The organism is Mesorhizobium sp. M0715 (genome assembly GCF_040320355.1).
GTDB lineage: Bacteria > Pseudomonadota > Alphaproteobacteria > Rhizobiales > Rhizobiaceae > Mesorhizobium.
The window spans coordinates 1-15755 of record NZ_JAMYPL010000037.1 but is presented as its reverse complement, the minus strand read 5'-3'; the positions used below and the strand labels follow the sequence as shown (position 1 = coordinate 15755).

16 protein-coding genes and 1 pseudogene are annotated in these 15755 nt (G+C 64.6%); 8 read left to right on the top strand and 9 right to left on the bottom strand.

Features of this window, described 5'->3' with window-relative positions; all coding sequences use genetic code 11:
• Positions 1–8: 8 nt before the first annotated feature.
• The 4 genes from NKI21_RS29685 to NKI21_RS29670 all read left to right on the top strand — a co-directional run bounded on the left by NKI21_RS29685 (position 9) and on the right by NKI21_RS29670 (position 4135).
• The gene (locus NKI21_RS29685) at positions 9–737 is read left to right on the top strand and encodes an SDR family oxidoreductase (protein ID WP_031214035.1); all 729 of its coding nucleotides are present in this window, start codon (positions 9–11) and stop codon (positions 735–737) included.
• 167 nt (positions 738–904) lie between these two features.
• A complete protein-coding gene (locus NKI21_RS29680) occupies positions 905–2506 on the top strand; it encodes an FGGY-family carbohydrate kinase (RefSeq protein WP_352868770.1) in 1602 nt (533 codons plus the stop codon).
• Positions 2507–2646: 140 nt separating this feature from the next.
• A complete protein-coding gene (locus NKI21_RS29675; RefSeq protein ID WP_023813873.1) occupies positions 2647–3669 on the top strand; it encodes a cupin domain-containing protein in 1023 nt (340 codons plus the stop codon).
• A 133-nt stretch (positions 3670–3802) separates the two neighbouring features.
• Positions 3803–4135, top strand: coding sequence for an excalibur calcium-binding domain-containing protein (locus NKI21_RS29670; protein ID WP_128305750.1), 333 nt, complete (start codon positions 3803–3805; stop codon positions 4133–4135).
• Between the two features lie 14 nt (positions 4136–4149).
• On the opposite strand, the gene dinB is transcribed toward NKI21_RS29670, so the two are convergent.
• Complete coding sequence (dinB, locus tag NKI21_RS29665; protein ID WP_023813871.1) at positions 4150–5397, bottom strand: DNA polymerase IV; 1248 nt, start codon at positions 5395–5397, stop codon at positions 4150–4152.
• Positions 5398–5519: 122 nt separating this feature from the next.
• On the bottom strand, positions 5520–5936 hold the full coding sequence (locus NKI21_RS29660) for a winged helix-turn-helix transcriptional regulator (protein ID WP_023813870.1): 417 nt from the start codon (positions 5934–5936) through the stop codon (positions 5520–5522).
• A gap of 103 nt (positions 5937–6039) precedes the next feature.
• Between NKI21_RS29660 and NKI21_RS29655 the strand changes: the two genes are divergently transcribed.
• A complete protein-coding gene (locus NKI21_RS29655) occupies positions 6040–6639 on the top strand; it encodes a dihydrofolate reductase family protein (RefSeq protein WP_352441786.1) in 600 nt (199 codons plus the stop codon).
• Positions 6640–6663: 24 nt separating this feature from the next.
• Here NKI21_RS29655 and NKI21_RS29650 read toward each other — a convergent pair whose 3' ends face one another.
• The 5 genes and pseudogenes from NKI21_RS29650 to NKI21_RS29630 all read right to left on the bottom strand — a co-directional run bounded on the left by NKI21_RS29650 (position 6664) and on the right by NKI21_RS29630 (position 10170).
• On the bottom strand, positions 6664–7407 hold the full coding sequence (locus NKI21_RS29650) for a 2OG-Fe(II) oxygenase (protein ID WP_023813869.1): 744 nt from the start codon (positions 7405–7407) through the stop codon (positions 6664–6666).
• Positions 7404–7958 (bottom strand): methylated-DNA--[protein]-cysteine S-methyltransferase, encoded by a 555-nt coding sequence (locus tag NKI21_RS29645; protein ID WP_023813868.1) that lies wholly within the window; start codon positions 7956–7958, stop codon positions 7404–7406. The genes NKI21_RS29650 and NKI21_RS29645 overlap by 4 nt, the downstream gene beginning before the upstream one ends.
• Before the next feature lie 103 nt (positions 7959–8061).
• Positions 8062–8289, bottom strand: a complete 228-nt coding sequence (locus NKI21_RS29640) for a hypothetical protein (RefSeq protein ID WP_023813867.1) — start codon at positions 8287–8289, stop codon at positions 8062–8064.
• A gap of 12 nt (positions 8290–8301) precedes the next feature.
• Positions 8302–9413: pseudogene (gene ada / locus NKI21_RS29635) on the bottom strand (bifunctional DNA-binding transcriptional regulator/O6-methylguanine-DNA methyltransferase Ada).
• Between the two features lie 64 nt (positions 9414–9477).
• Positions 9478–10170, bottom strand: a complete 693-nt coding sequence (locus tag NKI21_RS29630) for a winged helix-turn-helix transcriptional regulator (protein ID WP_127297522.1) — start codon at positions 10168–10170, stop codon at positions 9478–9480.
• A gap of 174 nt (positions 10171–10344) precedes the next feature.
• On the opposite strand from NKI21_RS29630, the gene NKI21_RS29625 reads away from it, so the two are divergent.
• Both NKI21_RS29625 and NKI21_RS29620 read left to right on the top strand, forming a co-directional pair.
• Positions 10345–10671 (top strand): DUF1330 domain-containing protein, encoded by a 327-nt coding sequence (locus tag NKI21_RS29625; protein WP_352611171.1) that lies wholly within the window; start codon positions 10345–10347, stop codon positions 10669–10671.
• A 157-nt stretch (positions 10672–10828) separates the two neighbouring features.
• Complete coding sequence (locus NKI21_RS29620; RefSeq protein WP_502895816.1) at positions 10829–11329, top strand: hypothetical protein; 501 nt, start codon at positions 10829–10831, stop codon at positions 11327–11329.
• Between the two features lie 143 nt (positions 11330–11472).
• Here the strand turns inward: NKI21_RS29620 and NKI21_RS29615 are convergent, their stop codons facing one another.
• Together NKI21_RS29615 and NKI21_RS29610 are read right to left on the bottom strand one after the other, a co-directional pair.
• On the bottom strand, positions 11473–12543 hold the full coding sequence (locus NKI21_RS29615; RefSeq protein WP_352868761.1) for a phosphatase PAP2 family protein: 1071 nt from the start codon (positions 12541–12543) through the stop codon (positions 11473–11475).
• A gap of 274 nt (positions 12544–12817) precedes the next feature.
• The gene (locus NKI21_RS29610; RefSeq protein WP_352868758.1) at positions 12818–13267 is read right to left on the bottom strand and encodes an ester cyclase; all 450 of its coding nucleotides are present in this window, start codon (positions 13265–13267) and stop codon (positions 12818–12820) included.
• A 248-nt stretch (positions 13268–13515) separates the two neighbouring features.
• On the opposite strand from NKI21_RS29610, the gene NKI21_RS29605 reads away from it, so the two are divergent.
• Positions 13516–15633, top strand: a complete 2118-nt coding sequence (locus NKI21_RS29605; protein ID WP_023813861.1) for an EAL domain-containing protein — start codon at positions 13516–13518, stop codon at positions 15631–15633.
• Positions 15634–15755 lie beyond the last annotated feature (122 nt).

The window sequence follows — 15755 nt, the reverse complement described above, 5'->3', positions numbered from 1 at the left end:
AGCAAGACATGAGCGAAGAACTGTCCGGAAAAGTTGCCGCCGTCACCGGCGCGGCATCAGGCATCGGCCTCGAATGCGCCAGGCACATGCTGGCGGCCGGCGCCACAGTGGTGCTGGTCGACCGTGCCGAGGCGACGCTGAACAAACTGTGCGCCGAGCTCGGTTCGAAGGCGATCCCGTTGGTGATCGACCTGATGCAGCCGGCAAGCGTCGCCACCATGATGCCGCAGATTCTGGAGAAAGCCGGCCAGCTCGACATCTTCCATGCCAATGCCGGCGCCTATGTCGGCGGCGAGGTAGCGACCGGCGATCCCGACGCCTGGGACCGGATGCTCAACCTCAACATCAATGCCTGCTTCCGCTCGATCCAGGCGGTGCTGCCGCACATGATCGAACGCAAGACCGGCGACATCATCGTCACCAGTTCGATCGCCGGTCTGGTCCCGGTGGTCTGGGAGCCGATCTACACGGCTTCCAAGCACGCGGTGCAGGCCTTCGTCCACACGGTGCGCCGCCAGGTCGCCAAGCACGGCCTGCGCGTCGGTGCGGTGGCGCCGGGTCCGGTGGTGACGGCGCTGGTCGACGACTGGCCGAAGGCCAAGCTCGAGGAAGAACTCGCCGCCGGTGGCCTGATGCAGCCGCGCGAAGTGGCCGAAGCGGTGATGTTCATGCTGACCCGCCCGCGCAACGTGACGATCCGGGATTTGGTGATTTTGCCGCAGAGCAATGATTTGTGAGGCAGTAGGGAATGGGGAATAGGCAATAGGCAATAGGCAATAGGAAGATGTAGACACAGTCTTACAGGCCCCGCTCAAAAGTGCTTCGCGCGTCCTATCCTACTAACTAATCGCTTACTGCCTACTGCCTACTGCCTATCCCCTATTCCCTGAACCGGAGGTTCCTCATGCCCCATTATCTCGGCATCGATGTCGGCACCGGCAGCGCGCGGGCCGGGGTGTTCGACCACACCGGCACCTTGCTCGCCTCGGCCAAGCGGGACATCGAGGTCTGGCGCGAGGCCGGCGACATTGTCGAGCAGTCGAGCAACGACATCTGGCGGGCGGTGTGCGCGGCCACGCGGGAAGCGGTCGCTCAATCGGGCGTGGCAGCTGAGGCCATCGCCGGCATCGGGTTCGACGCCACTTGTTCGCTGGTGGTGCTGGGCGAGGGCGGCGTGCCGCTGCCGGTAAGCAAGTCCGGCAATTCGGAACACAACATCATCGTCTGGATGGATCACCGCGCGGTCGAGCAGACGCGCCGCATCAACCGCAGCGGCGAGGCGGTGCTGAACTATGTCGGCGGCGTCATCTCGCCGGAAATGGAAACGCCGAAACTCCTTTGGCTAGCGGAAAACCTGCCCGACACGTTCAACGCCGCCTGGCAGTTCATGGACCTCGCCGATTTCCTCACCTGGCGCGCGACCGGCAGCCTTGCCCGCTCGGTCTGCACGGTGACTTGCAAATGGACATACCTCGCGCATGAAAGCCGCTGGGACGAGGCCTATTTCCGCACCATCGGACTAGGGAGCCTGGCCGACGAGGGGTTCGCGCGCATCGGCACGCAGATCGTGCCGGCGGGTGCCGCACTTGGCGGCGGGCTGACCGCGCAGGCGGCTGCGGACCTTGGCCTGCGCCCCGGCACGGCCGTGGCGGCGGGGCTGATCGACGCGCATGCCGGCGGTGTCGGCACGGTCGGGGCGCGCGGCGATTTCGGCAGCGTGCTGTCGCGCATGGCCTATGTCTTCGGCACCTCAGCCTGCACCATGTCGTCGACCGCCGAGCCGGCCTTCGTCGACGGCGTCTGGGGTCCGTATTTCTCGGCCATGGTGCCGGGCCTGTGGCTGAACGAGGGCGGCCAATCTGCGGCGGGTGCGGCCATCGACCATCTAGTGCGCATGCATCCGGCGGCCGGCGAAGCGACCGCCAAGGCGCAGGCCGAGGGGCTCAGCCTCAGCGCCTGGCTGTCGCTGCAGGCGCAGAGCCGCAACGGGGCAGCGGCGACGCCGGCCTTGGTCGGCGGCATCCATGTCGTGCCGGAATTCCTTGGCAACCGCGCGCCTTTCGCCGACCCGGACGCACGCGCGCTGATCGCCGGGCTCGATCTCGACACCAGCCTCGACAGCCTGGTCGGGCTCTATGTCGCCGGGGTCTGCGGGCTGGGCTATGGCGCGCGCCAGATCGTGCGGGCCGAGCATGACAAAGGCATTGCCGTCGACACCATCGTCATCAGTGGCGGCGCCGGGCAAAGTCCGCTGGTGCGCCAGCTGCTTGCCGACACGACAGGCATGGTGGTGGTGGCGTCGACTTCGCCGGAACCGGTGCTGCTCGGCTCGGCGATGCTGGGCGCCGTCGCCGCCGGGACCTACAAGGATGTGGCGGCGGCAATGGCCGGCATGTCGGAACTCGGCGAGGTCTATCATCCCGACGCTACGCTGGCCGGCTGGCACGCGAAGCGCTTCGCGGCGTTCGAGCTGCTGCAGCAGGCCGGCAGGGCCATCCGAGGCTGAAGCGAGCGGCTCCTGTCGGGCTCTGTCAGGAGCGTGGCGAACACCGCTTGGCGATGATGCCGGAAGCTGGCAGCTTTGTTCTGTCGTAGACCCTCCTGCGGCTTGCGACGAGGGCAGGGCGACAGGATCAGGAGGCCCCAATGGCTGACGAGAAAGCGCCCGTGCCATTCGCATCGGATGAGGTGCCGTGGACGGAATGGTCCGATGTGCCGCGCTTCGGCGTGCGCTATCGGCATTTGTCGCTGGCCGCGCTTGGCGAAAACTACCATGTCGGCGTGGCGATCGAGGAGTTGCCGGCGGGCAAGCAGACTTCGCCGGCGCATTACCATATTTTCGAGGAAGAGCATGTCTTCATCTTCGAGGGGATGCTTACCGCGCATGTCGGCGACGCCGCCTACGCCATGAAGGCCGGCGACTACATCTGCTTTCCGGCAGGTGCAGCGGCGGGGCATTGCCTCATCAACACCAGCGACGCACTCTGCCGCTACGTCCTCGTCGGCGAGCGCAACCCGAACGACGTTGTCGTCTACACCGCCTCCAACAAGGTGCTGGTGCGCGCCTTGGGCAGCCGTGCGATCTTCGATCTCGCGGCGACCCGAACCTACTGGGACGGTGAGAGCACCGGCCTCGCCGCCGGCGATCCGTTGCCGTCGGATGTGACGGCCGGTGTCACCAAGGCCCCGGCCGCGCCGATCCCGCCGGTCGCCAGCGATGCTGTCGAGTGGAAACAGGAAGGCGAGGGGGCGCGGTTCGGTGGTCGGTCCAAACACCTCACCTGTGCCGCCTTGGGACGGCCCGACTACCATGTCGGCGTGCTGATCGAGGCGCCGGCCCCCGGCATGCGCCTGGCGCCCAGGCACTACCATATGCTGGAAGAAGAGCATGCGCTGATCCTGGAAGGGCAGGTGACGCTGCTGCTTGGCGAGGCGCGCCACGAGATGAAAGCCGGCGACTATGTCTGCTTTCCGGCCGGCCTGGCGGTTGGACATTCCTTCCTCAACAGCGGTACGGGACCGTGCCGCTATCTGATGATCGGCGAGAAAAACCCCAACGAGGTCTGCGTCTATCCCGATTCCAACAAGATGGCGGTCGACGCCTTGCGCCGGCGCGACGGCATTTTCGATATGGCCGGGGTTAGGCGGTATTGGGATGGCGAAGCGTAGAACTGAAAGTGTCGATATCCGACTCAAATAGCCGCGCTCTGAACGCGAGAACCGTTCGGAGATAGGCGTTGTTGCCACCCTACCTGGGTGACGCTAGTCTGGTTCGGGCACTTCAACGGGGGAGTTGGCGGGGATGCTCCTGCCATTCTTGCGATGGCCTTCACGCTATCACCGCCGCCTTGGCAGGCTGAGATGGGTGGCTTTGTTCGCGCCGTTCATTCTGTTGTCGGGCTATATCGTCTATGGCTTCGTCGGCATTCGGTTTGATACGCCTCTCTCGGTGCTGAGGCACCTTGCCGCGTTCCCGAACTGCACGGCCGCCCGCAGGGGCGAACCTGGCTATTGGCCGACTCACGATGCCGACCATGACGGCATAGCCTGCGAGCCCTGGCACGGGGCAAGCCGACGACACGGGGCAAGCTCCACTGGCGTTCGGGTCCATCGTTACTCGCGTACCGGCCCATAGCCTTTGCCTTGGCTTCACAGCTCCTTCTCCGCCAGTTCCCTGAATTCATCCGGCACCGAGCGCGCCGCCTCCAGCGCCACCGTGCCATAGCCGACCGCCTGTTTGCCGAAGCGTTCGCGGATATTGTCGATGGCGCGGTCGGCGTCAAAGCGTGCCAGGCCTTTTCGGGTGCCGGGCCTCTGCTTCTCGTCGGCGAGATCGAGCGGCAGTTCGAGCTGTAATTCGAAGCTTTCCTCGAGATGCGAGACCGAGATCGCCAGCAGCGAGATCGTTCTCTCGTGGGGGTTGTCGGCAAGCACGCCGCGCACCAGATCGCCGGCGATCTCGGCCAGCATCGCGGTCGCCGAGATCGGCTGGTCAAGCGTGATCGAGCGGGTGACGGCGCTGAGATCGGCAAAGCGCACGCGCACCGTCACCGTGCGGCCGGGCCGCGCCTTGGCGCGCAGCCGGCTGGCGACGCGGTCGGCCAGATGCAGCAGGGTTGGCACGATGACGTCAGCTACGGCGGGCTTGCGGCCAAGCGCCGATTGCGCGCCGGCCGAATGCGCCCGGCGCTTCGTCTCCAGTTTTCGCGGGTCGCGGTTCCATGACAGCGCGGCGAGCTTTTCGCCGGCGGCGGGGCCGAGCAGCCGCGTCAGCGCGCCGCTGCGCGTCCTGGCCAGCTGGCCGATGGTCTCGACGCCGATTTCCGCCAGCCGCGCTTTGGTCGCCGAGCCGACGCCCCACATCAGCCCGACCGGCAGGTCGTGCAGGAAAGCGAGCTCGCTGCCGGGTTCGACGACCACCAGCCCATCGGGTTTTGCCACCTGCGAGGCGATCTTGGCCAGATGCTTGGTGCGGGCGACGCCGATCGAGATCGGCAGGCCGAGTTCGGCGCGTACCCGGCTGCGGATCGTCGTGGCGATCTCCTGTGGGGAGCCGAACAGATGCGTGCAGCCGGCAACGTCGGCAAAGGCCTCGTCGATGGAGATGCGCTCGACCAATGGCGTAAAATCGTCGAGCACCTTGATCGCCGCGTCGCCTAGCCGCTGGTAATGGCTGAAATTGCCACCGACGAAGATCAGATGCGGGCAGAGTTCGCGCGCCTTGCGCCCGGGCATGCCGCCGCGCACGCCGAAGGCGCGGGCCTCGTAGGAAGCGGCGAGCACGACACCGCCGCCCACCGCGATCGGCTTGCCGCGCAGCGACGGATCGAGCAACTGCTCGACCGAGGCGTAGAAAGCGTCGAGATCGGCATGCAGGATGGTGGCTGTCGTTTCCATCCCGACCGCACATCCGCAGTTGCTGATAGATTGGAACAAATAAAGAACAAAGATGGATCATTGTCAAGGGAAGGGCGATTTGTGCGGCAACAGCCATGCCGGTTCCGCCTGAACGCAACCGCCTAGACAATATGCTCCGCTCGCAGCGCCGCTTTCATCCTTTCCAGCGCCGCTTCGCCGCCTGCCGCCAGTTCGTCGGCAATCCTGGCCAGCTTATCGTCGGCCTTGCGGTGCTTGCTGCCCCAGGCGCCGAGCGTCGCCAGCACCGGCAAGAGGTCGATGCCTGCTTCGGTCAGCCGGTAGACGGTTCTCAAGCCATGCGTCGGGTCGTCGCTTCGGGTGAGGATGCCCTCCTCCTGAAGCGTTTGCAGTCGCTCGGCCAGCGTGCGCGAGGAGATGCCTTCGTCGGATTGCAGGAATTCGCGAAAGTGCTTTTTCCCGGCGAAGACCATGTCGCGGACGATGAGCAGCGTCCAGCGGTCGCCGATCAGTTCGAGTGACAGGTTGATCGGGCAGCCGGACTTTTCGCGCGTCGACATCTATGGTTCCATTTTTAAATCACTTTACTATTGACATCGTTTTGGCCTTGCGTCAACGGTTCCAAATGTAAACTGTTTTGCGATGGCCCTGAGGAGAATGACGGTGAAAAAGCTGGTCCTGCAGATGCAGATGTCGGTCGACGGCTTTGTCGGCGCCAATGAGGACCATTCCTGGCAGCTCTGGGAGTGGGGTGACGAGAGCGCCTGGGACGGTGCGCTGAAGCAGGACTTTAACGCCGTCTTCGCAGGCGTCGATACCATCCTGCTCAGCCGCAAGATGGCGCAGGAGGGCTATCTCACCCATTGGGGCAATGCGGCGAAGAAGTTTCCGCGCGATCCGTTCTACGCCTTTGCGCAGCGCATCGTCGACTCCCGCAAGGTGGTGCTCAGCAACAAGCTCAAGCAATCGGCCTCGGAGCCGGCTTGGGAGCGCACCAGTGTGGTCAGCGGCGACCTGCCGCGCGAAGTCAATGCGCTGAAAGCGGGCGAGGGCGGCGACATGGCGGTGTTCGGCGGCGCCGGTTTCGCGTCGGCGCTGATTGCGGCCGGGCTGGTCGACGAGTTCCAGCTTTTCATCAACCCGGCGGTGCTGGGTGCGGGCCGCCGGATTTTTGATCAGGGCGGTTTTAGGAACCTGCGGCTACTCGGCTCGAAGGCCTATGCCTGTGGCATGGTGGTCAGCCGCTATGCGCCGGCGGGGTGAGGGGGACCTCCATCTTCTCCCTGGTCACTTCGCATCGTGAAAAATGATCCCGACCGTGTGGCGCATGCCTGAGCGCAACCGGCTGACGCCATGGCGCAGGTTGACCCGGTAATTGCCTTTGGTGCCCTGCACCGGCCGGTTGTGGACGGCGAAGACAACGGCGTCGCCCTGGCGCAGCGACACCACTTCGACCCGGCTCTGCATGCGCGGGCGCTGCTCGGTCAGGGCGAACTCGCCGCCGCTGAAATCCCGGCCCGGTTCGGAGAGCAGGATCGCCACCTGCAGCGGAAAGGCGAGGTCGCCATAGAGATCCTGGTGGAGGCAGTTGAAGTCGCCAGGCACATATTGCAGCAGCAGCGGCGTCGGCCGTGACTGGCCGGCGGCATGGCACTGATCGAGAAACGCGGCGTGCGTCGCGGGATAACGCATGGCCTGCCCCATGCGCTCGTTCCACCGATTGGCGACCTCGGCCAGCCTGGGGTAGAGCGCGCTGCGCAGGCCACCCAGGAGGTCGGGCAAGGGATAGCGGAAATAGCGGTACTCGCCCTTGCCGAAGCCGTGCCTGGCCATATGGATGTGGCTGCGGAAATATTTCTCATCCGAATAGAGGTCGGCGATCCGCCGGCACTCCTCGGGCGACAACAGCTTTTCGATCACGGCACAGCCGAAGCCGTCGAGTTCGGCGGCAAGGGCCGGCCAGTCGTAACCGGCGACGCGTGTCTCGGCGGCTTCGATCACCGATCTGGCAATTTTGGCATGGGCATTCATATCGTAGCCTCCTTGTCGAGCAGGGCGCGTTTGCGTTCGACACCCCAGCGGTAACCGGCCAGTGAGCCGTCGGCGCGGACGACACGGTGGCAGGGAATGCCCAGCGCGATCGCGTTGGCCGCACAGGCGGTCGCCACGGCGCGGGCGCCATTCGGCTGGCCGAGGCGGCGAGCCAGTGCGGTGTAGCGGATGGTGGCGCCGCACGGGATGCTGCGCAGCACATCCCAAACCTGTTGCTGGAATGGCGTGCCGTGGCGCATGTCGAGCGGCAGGTCGAGGCCGACGCCGGGCATTTGGATGAAGCGCGCGATTGTCGCGAGATCGTCGCGCAGTGCGGCCTCGTCCTCGACCAGTATCTTGTCGGGGAAGCAATGGCCAAGGTCCCGCTCCAGCGCGTCGGCGTCCGAGCCGATCAGGATGGCGCAGACGCCGATCTGGCTGCGCGCTGCCAGGACGTCGCCGATTGCGGATTCACCGATGGCATAGCTTATGGTGTCGAAGGCATTGGGGACGCTCGCCGGCGGCGCCATTTGGGTTTGCATGAGGTTCATTGCGTTTACTCCTTTGTCTGTGCGTGAACCCTACAGGGACGGCTTCTCGCGCTCACTCCGGTGCTTGCTTTCAAATTCGAATTTCGAAGGTAGGTGAACCGTTCTACGCGACACGAGTAACAGCGACCTCGCCGAGCAAAAACACCTCACCCGTCAACAACCGCAGCTCGATCTCGCCGGCCGCGGTGCGGCTCCATTCGGCTCTGCCGTGATCGACCATCTCGCCAATGGCCGCCATCACCAGTAACTTAGAGCCTTCGGCGCGCCGGCTGCCGGCAGCTTGGGTCCGGCTGGTCGTATCGGTGGTGGGAGACCTTGCCATCGCGCGCATTGCCGGTCCTGGTCAGGCCCGAATTGACCGGTTGGCATTGTCGGACGCCGCCTCACGCTCCAGCAGTGCGCGCTTGCGCTCAACGCCCCAGGCGTAGCCGGACAGGGCGCCATCCCTGCGGATCACGCGGTGGCAGGGAATGGCGACGGCATGATTGTTGGCGGCGCAGGCGGCGGCGATGGCGCGGGTTGCCTTCGGCGCACCGATGCGCTGCGCGATCTCGGCATAGGAAACCGTGCGGCCGACGGGGATGTCTTGTAAAGCCTGCCAGACACGCTGCTGGAAGGCGGTGCCGCGCACGTCGAGCGGCAAATCGAGACCGAGCGCCGGAACCTCGACGAAACCGACGACGCGGGCGACCAGCGCCTCGTAGTCGCTGTCGCCGCCGATCAGCCGTGCCCTGGGGAAACGGTCCTGCAGGTCGCGCACCAGCGCGTCGGGATCGTCGCCGAGCAGGATCGAGGCGACGCCCTTTTGACTGGACGCGACCAGGATGGCGCCGAGCGAAGTCTCGCCGACGGCGAAGCGGATCTCTTCATCAGCGCCGCCGGCGCGATAGCGCGTCGGCGTCATGCCGAGCATCCCGGTGGATTTCTCGTAAAAACGTCCGCTTGAATTGAAACCGGCATCGTAGATCGCCGTCGTCACGCTTGCGCCGTCTTCCAGGCCCTGGCGACCCGGGCGGCGCGGTGCGCGGCGGCATAGTCCTTCGGTGTCAGCCCGGTGGCCGCCTTGAAGATACGATGGAAATAACCGGCGCTACGGCCGGCGGCATCAGCCAGCTCAGCGAGCGACGGTTCTTCCTCGCTCTGCTCGATCCTGCGGCAGGCATCGGCGACCATCGCGGCATTACCGGCCTCGAGCGATGGGCCATCCGGGTTGCAGCGCCGGCACGGGCGAAAGCCGGTTGTCCTGGCCTGATCGAGCGTGCCGTGCAGTTGCACATTTTTCGGATTGGCGCGCCGCGACGGGCAGGAAGGCCGGCAATAGACGCCGGTCGTCGCCACCGAATACCAGAATGCGCCGTCGGCCGACTTGTCGCGCGCAACGATACGCGCCCAGCGCGGATCGTCGGCGATTTGCGGCGGCGCGGATTTCAGATTTTTCGCCAGGGTGATGAACATGGCCGGCATTGAAGCCGCCAAAAGCCGGCCTCGCCACCCGTTTCCTGCCAAGAGCCCCACTCTCCTAAGCCGCGCGTTTGGGCTCCACCGCGAACGGGCTGAGCCCGAGCCAGGTCTGCATCTTCCTGCCAATGGCCTGGTCGCCGGTCAGGGCAACCTTGGCGCCGGCCTTCTCGACGGTCAGCAGTCCCATCCAGATCGCCGTCATGGTGTGCAGATCGGTCGAGACGTAAAGGTCGACGTCGAAACCCGGATCGTACCAGCACAGATCGACCTCGCCGTGCTTCTCGACGATCAGCCACCATGACCGTTTGGACGCCGGCAGGTCCTGATACAGAAATTGTATCACCGTGCGTCCCTCGGGCAGCGGCGAGGGGTTCAAATTGCGCCGCATGTCCCACATCAGCAATGACGGATCGAGGTTCTTGAGCGACAGCCGGGACTCGACCCATTTCTGCCCCCAGAAGCCCATCGCCTCGACGACTGGGCGCAAATCGCGGCCGGCCTCCGTCAGCCGATAATCGAAGATCCCCTTCTCGCCCCGGACCTCCCCGCGCTCGACGATCCCGGCGATCTCAAGCTCCTTCAGCCGTTGCGACAGAAGGGTTGGCGACATTTTGGGGACACCGCGGCGCAGGTCGTTGAAGCGGGTCGAACCCGCCACCAATTCGCGCATCAGCACCATCGTCCAGCGGGTGCACAGCACCTCCGCGGCCATCGATAGCGGGCAGAATTGCTTGTATCCGTGCTGGTTCATGATTGCGCCTCTCCCTCCAACCTGGCCGAACATTAGGCCTTCATGAATGAAGCGGCCAGTACGGAAACTGTACTGCCCCAGTACAGATCGCGGACTGGTTGGCGAGCGCCTTGCCATGCGAGCCCTTTGGCCGGTTGCACGGGATACCCTGTGCGCCGCAACCAGGAGACTACCATGACCGCTTACGTTATCGCAGACATCAAGATAAACGACCCGCAATGGGTGCCGGCCTACGCCGCATCGGTGCACGACCTCGTCCACAAGCATGGCGGCAGATATCTGTCGCGCAGCGGTAATGTGAAGACGCTTGAAGGCAAGCCGCTCGACACCACGCTGATCGCCCTGATGGCGTTCCCGTCGGAAGCGGCGGCCCGCGCCTTCGCCAACGATCCGGCCTATGCGCCCTTCGTTTCGGCCCGTCGGGGCGGTAGCGACAGCCGTTTCCAGATGATCGACAACACCGATCTGGCTGGAACGATCCCGTATCTGCCGAAGGGATGATCCTTCCCGGTAGTCGTCACATCGATTTCGGGATCTCCAAGCAACAACAGTCACAGCGCTTGCCCGCCGGGCCTCCGTATTTTCGGCGGCCGGCCAGCTGGGCTTTTTCAAGAAGAATGGAATGAAGATGATATCGAACTTTCACAATAAGCTTGCCATGGCCGGGGCCATGCTGGCTGTCTGCACCACCTTCGCACAGGCGCATCAGGAAGCCGCCGCGCCGGTGGCCGGCCTCAATCCGCTGGCCGACAAGGTGCGGGCCGCCAACAGCCGGTTTCTCGACGTCAAGGCCGCTACATCAGAGGGCTATGCGCCCATTCCCTGCGCCAGCGGCATCACCGGTGGCGCCATGGGCATCCACTATGTCAACGGCGGATATCTGAAGGACGACAAGATCGATATCGCCCGGCCTGAGGCCGTGATGTACGAGCCGATGGCCGACGGCACGCTGCAACTGGTGGCGGTCGAATACATCACCTCGAAGGGGCCGGCGTCGCTGGACGGACAGCTGTTCAATTTCAACAGCGCGCCCAACCGCTATGGCCTGGGCGAATTCTACGAACTGCATGTCTGGGCCTGGAGGGGCAACCCGACCGGCACTTTCGCCGACATGAACCCGAAAGTGTCATGCGAACACACGATGGCGCCGAGCCAGTAAGCAATGAAGCCAGGCGGCGTCAATGCCGCCTGGTCGCCCTCCGCGACAGTTGGCAGCTCCGGCCCAGCGGCCGCTTTCGGCGAGGAAAAGCCGGGGAGGTGCGTGCCGCTGGCGCTCCTCGCGGCGTCAGGCAGGTACGGTCTTTATGCCGCTTGATCCGGGATCGCCAATCCCACCTCGGCGGTATCCCGGCTCGCTTGCGGCGGCAAGACGAGGCGTCCCGTCACATACCAGAGCAGGGACACGACAAGGATCGAGAGATAGCCATCCACGGCATAGTGCCAGCCGGTGTAAACCGAACCGAACAGGATGAAGGCCGCGAAGGACCAGCCGGCGATTGCCCACCCGCGGCCGAATTGGGCCAGGAAGAATGCGTTGAGCGTGGCGATCGCAACATGCATGCTGGGCATGGCCGAGATGCCGCCGCCGAGTTCCGGGCGGCCACTCTGGTAGGCTGTAAACAGATAATCGGCGTACAGATGGACCGACGCGCCGTAGCCCCTCTGCGCCAGGGCGGCCTGCAGCGCGACAAACCGGTCGCCGCCGTAGATTTGGTCGTGGAATATCGGGCCGGCGGACGACAGCAGGGTCGCAAGAACGGTGCCGCACAGCATCGTGGTCAGCGCGAATGCCCATAGGTAGCGCAAACGCCCGACCGGATTGTTCCAGAAGGCGACGAAGAGCACGGCGCCGAACCATTGCAGAAGCCAGCCATATCCATAGCCGGCGAAAATGGCGACCGACACCGGTTCGGAAACGATGCTGTGCGCCCATTTCCAGGGATCGGCGCCATGCAGCCGAAGATCGAGGTCCGCCATGGCGTGGTCGGCATAGAACGGCACCATGTCCGGGATGGCGACCTTCAAGGTGGTGAATGCGGTGACGCCTAGAAAGAACAAGAAGATGACGGGTGCGGCTGCAAGCCAGCGGTGCCTGAGTACGCCGAGGATGAACCTCGTCGGCGCATGCCGGGCAAATGCCAGCCCCGCCACACCAAGGCCCGCCGCCAGAAGCGCGGGCAGGAAAAAGGCGAACGGCTTGGCATAGGATTGCGCCAGATGCAGGTAGCGGTCCGGCTGCAGGCAAACAGCGATCACGGCATAGGTCAGACACAAGGCAACCAGCAGCCAGCCGCTCCTGGTTGTCGCGATGTCGAGGTCAAGGATGGCAGTTGGGCGGCGATTGTTGCCGTGCTGACCTGTGTGCTCACTCATCGAAGGACATCCCGCCAGTTGTCCAAAAAATAATTGGGTTATTTCGCAGGCGATATATTACCATCAGGTTACACTTGTGGGCAAATAGATCTCTAAATATTAGACCGATAGATGCTTGTTGGCAAAGAGTCTGTTTACGAAAGCGTTGCGCCGCAACGCGCTGCCGTCATTGTCGGTTTTCAACGGCTGCAGGCTGCCTTGCCATCGGGCTTCGGCTAAGCTTGAGGGAGCCATCGCCTGGGTGGCGATGGCCCTCTTCCAACATACCGTTCGATCAGGCGCCCCTGATCAGACCGAGCTGGGTGAGGGCGGTGACGCCGTCATCGAGGCCGATCTCCTCGACAATCCTGCCGTCGACCACCTTCAGCACCGTGGTGCCGGTGAAGCGCATGGTGCGGCCGGTGGCAGCCGGCAGCGAGCCGGCGAGGAAATCGCTGGAAGCCGGGCCGGTATGCGTGCCGCCGCCCTCCCACTGGCCGACAACATAGTCGCCCTCGGCAATCAGGTCGGCCGTGGCCCAGAAGTTGAGGTCCGGGAAGGCGGCGCGGAAGTCGGTCATGAAGGCCTTGATGTCGTCGCGGCCGCGGCGCGGCTCGTGCAGCGAGTATTTCAGCAGCATGTCGGGGGCCGCGATGTCGTCGACGACGGACAGGTCGCAGCTTTCACCCCAGAAGCCGGTGAACCATCTGACGACGACGGCCTTGTTGTCTTGTTGCTTGGTCATTGGAATATCCTCTTGTCTCTGCATGGGCTCATCGGCGCCGCCGATGATCCGGGATCATCGGATTGGCCGATGACCTGGAGCCATGACTAGCAAGATCCGGCCGATGCGAAACTCCGGTTCTTGCCGGCCAATCGAAGAGCAGAGGCGGCAGGCGGGGAGCCAACAAAGCAGCCCGCCATCGCCGCGGTAACTGTTTCTTCTCTGGTTTTGCCGCAGATTGCCCCGCGGTGGAGCAGGCGAAGCAGACGATGGCGCGTCAGGGCAAGAAAAGTCGCAATGGAACGTTCTGGGCCAAGGCCCTGGAGCGCGCCCATCTTGGCGTCTGGGACTGGGATCTTGTGACCGGCGACTGCTTCTATTCCGCGACCTGGGCGCGGATGCTGGGCTACGATGAGAGCGAACTTGCCGACACCAGCGACCTGTGGCTGCAACTGACCCATCCTGACGACCGCGAGCGGGCGCTGGCCAGCGGCGACCGCCACATTGCCGGCCTGACCGACACCATCGAGACCGAATTGCGGCTGAAGCACAAGCAGGGACACTGGGTGTGGGTGCTCGATCGCGGCGGCGTCGTCGAGCGCGACGCGATGGGAAAGCCGCTCAGGCTGATGGGTGTGCAGACCGACATCTCCAAGCAGAAAGCCGCAGAAGCCGAACTCGAGCAGGTCAATGTGCGCTTCCGCCTGGCGCTCGCCGCCAGCGGTACCGGCATCTGGCACCACGACCTCGCCACCGGCAAAAGCTATTGGGACGAACGCACCAGGGAGATTTTCGGACTTGTCTCCGACACCGCCGAAGTCGAGCGCGACCACTGGTTCGGCTATCTGCATCCGGACGACAAGGAGGCCGCGTCGCGCGCACATCTGGTGCCGCTCGAAACGGACAAGGTCACCGCGGTGCAATACCGCATCGTCCGACGCGACGGAGAGGTCCGGCACATAGAATCCCTGCTGCGTTTCATCGCCGACCCGCAAATCCCGGACCGCCGGCTGGCGGGGCAGATCCTGGGCACGGTGCGCGACATCACCGAAGACAAGCAGCGTGAGCAGGAGCTTGCCTATGCGGCCCGCCACGATGCGCTCACCGGTCTCTGGAACCGTGCCGCGTTCGACCGGCTGCTGGCCGATCATATCGCGGCCGCGCAGCGGCTGCCGCTCTCCGTGTTCTATGTCGATCTCGACTACTTCAAGGCGCTCAATGATTTTGCCGGCCATGCGGCCGGCGACCTGGCACTGAAAAGCGTTGCCCAAGGCATTCTGGGCTGCCTTCCCTCGACGGCGCATGCCGCGCGCCTGGGCGGTGACGAGTTCGCGCTGCTGATGCCCAATTGCGATACGGCGCAGGCCGGGCGGCTGGCCGACGCGGTACTTGCAGCCGTTCGCGATGCCGAACTAGGATCGACGGCCAAGTCGCGCAAGCTGGCGGCCTCGATCGGCATCGCTTTCGTCGATGACGCCAACACGACGGTGGCCGACGCGCTGGCCTGCGCCGACGACGCCTGCTACGCGGCCAAGGCCGCCGGGCGAAACCGATTTGCCGTCTTCTCCACCGATACGGCATCGGGTTCGGGTGGCCTAAACGCGGCGCGCGTCGTCGCCGATACGGTCGATGCCATGGAAGACGGGAGGCTGAAGCTGTTTGGCCAGGAAATCCATCGGCTGGGCCGTCCCTGGCTGGAAAGCCGCCATGTCGAAGTGTTGGCCAGGCTCGCCGCCCGCAACGGCCGGCTGGTGCCACCCGGCGAGTTCATTCCGGTGGCCGAGCGGTTCGGCATCGCGTCGCGGCTCGACCGCTGGATCATCCGCACCGCGCTGTCGCGGCATGGTGCCGCCTTGCGTTCGGGGGCGTTGACGCTTGGCTTCAATCTGTCGGCGCAGACGCTGAGCGACCCGCAGCTTTGGGACTTCGTGGACAACGTCATAGAAGAAACCGGGGCGCCGCATTCGGGCATCGGCTTCGAGATCACCGAAACCGCCGCCGTCACCAATTTCGACGCCGCCGAACAGTTTGTGCGCAAGGCGCGCGAGCGGCGCTGCCGGGTCAGCCTCGATGATTTCGGCGCTGGTATGAGCTCGTTCGAATATCTCCGGCGGTTCCCCGTCGACGCGATCAAGATCGACGGTTCCTTCATCGAGCACATCACGCAAAGCCGTTTCGACCGCGAGATCGTGCTGGCCATCACCAGCATCGCCCGCAGCCTCGGCTGTGACGTGGTCGGCGAGAAGATCGAACGGCAGGACACGCTGGCCATGTTGAGCGACATGGGCGTCGCCTTCGGCCAGGGATTTTTGCTGCACCGGCCGGAGCCGCTGGAGCGGATTGTCGTGCGTGCGACCAAGGGAGCGGCGGCCCGCAAGGCATCGTGATCCGGGTGCGGGGCGGGTTGGAGCAACGCACGCGCAGACCAAACAAAAACAACCCACAAAAGAAGACGTCCACCCCGACGTTTTGTACGAAACAAAAAAAAACACGCGCGGGCGGGCGGGCG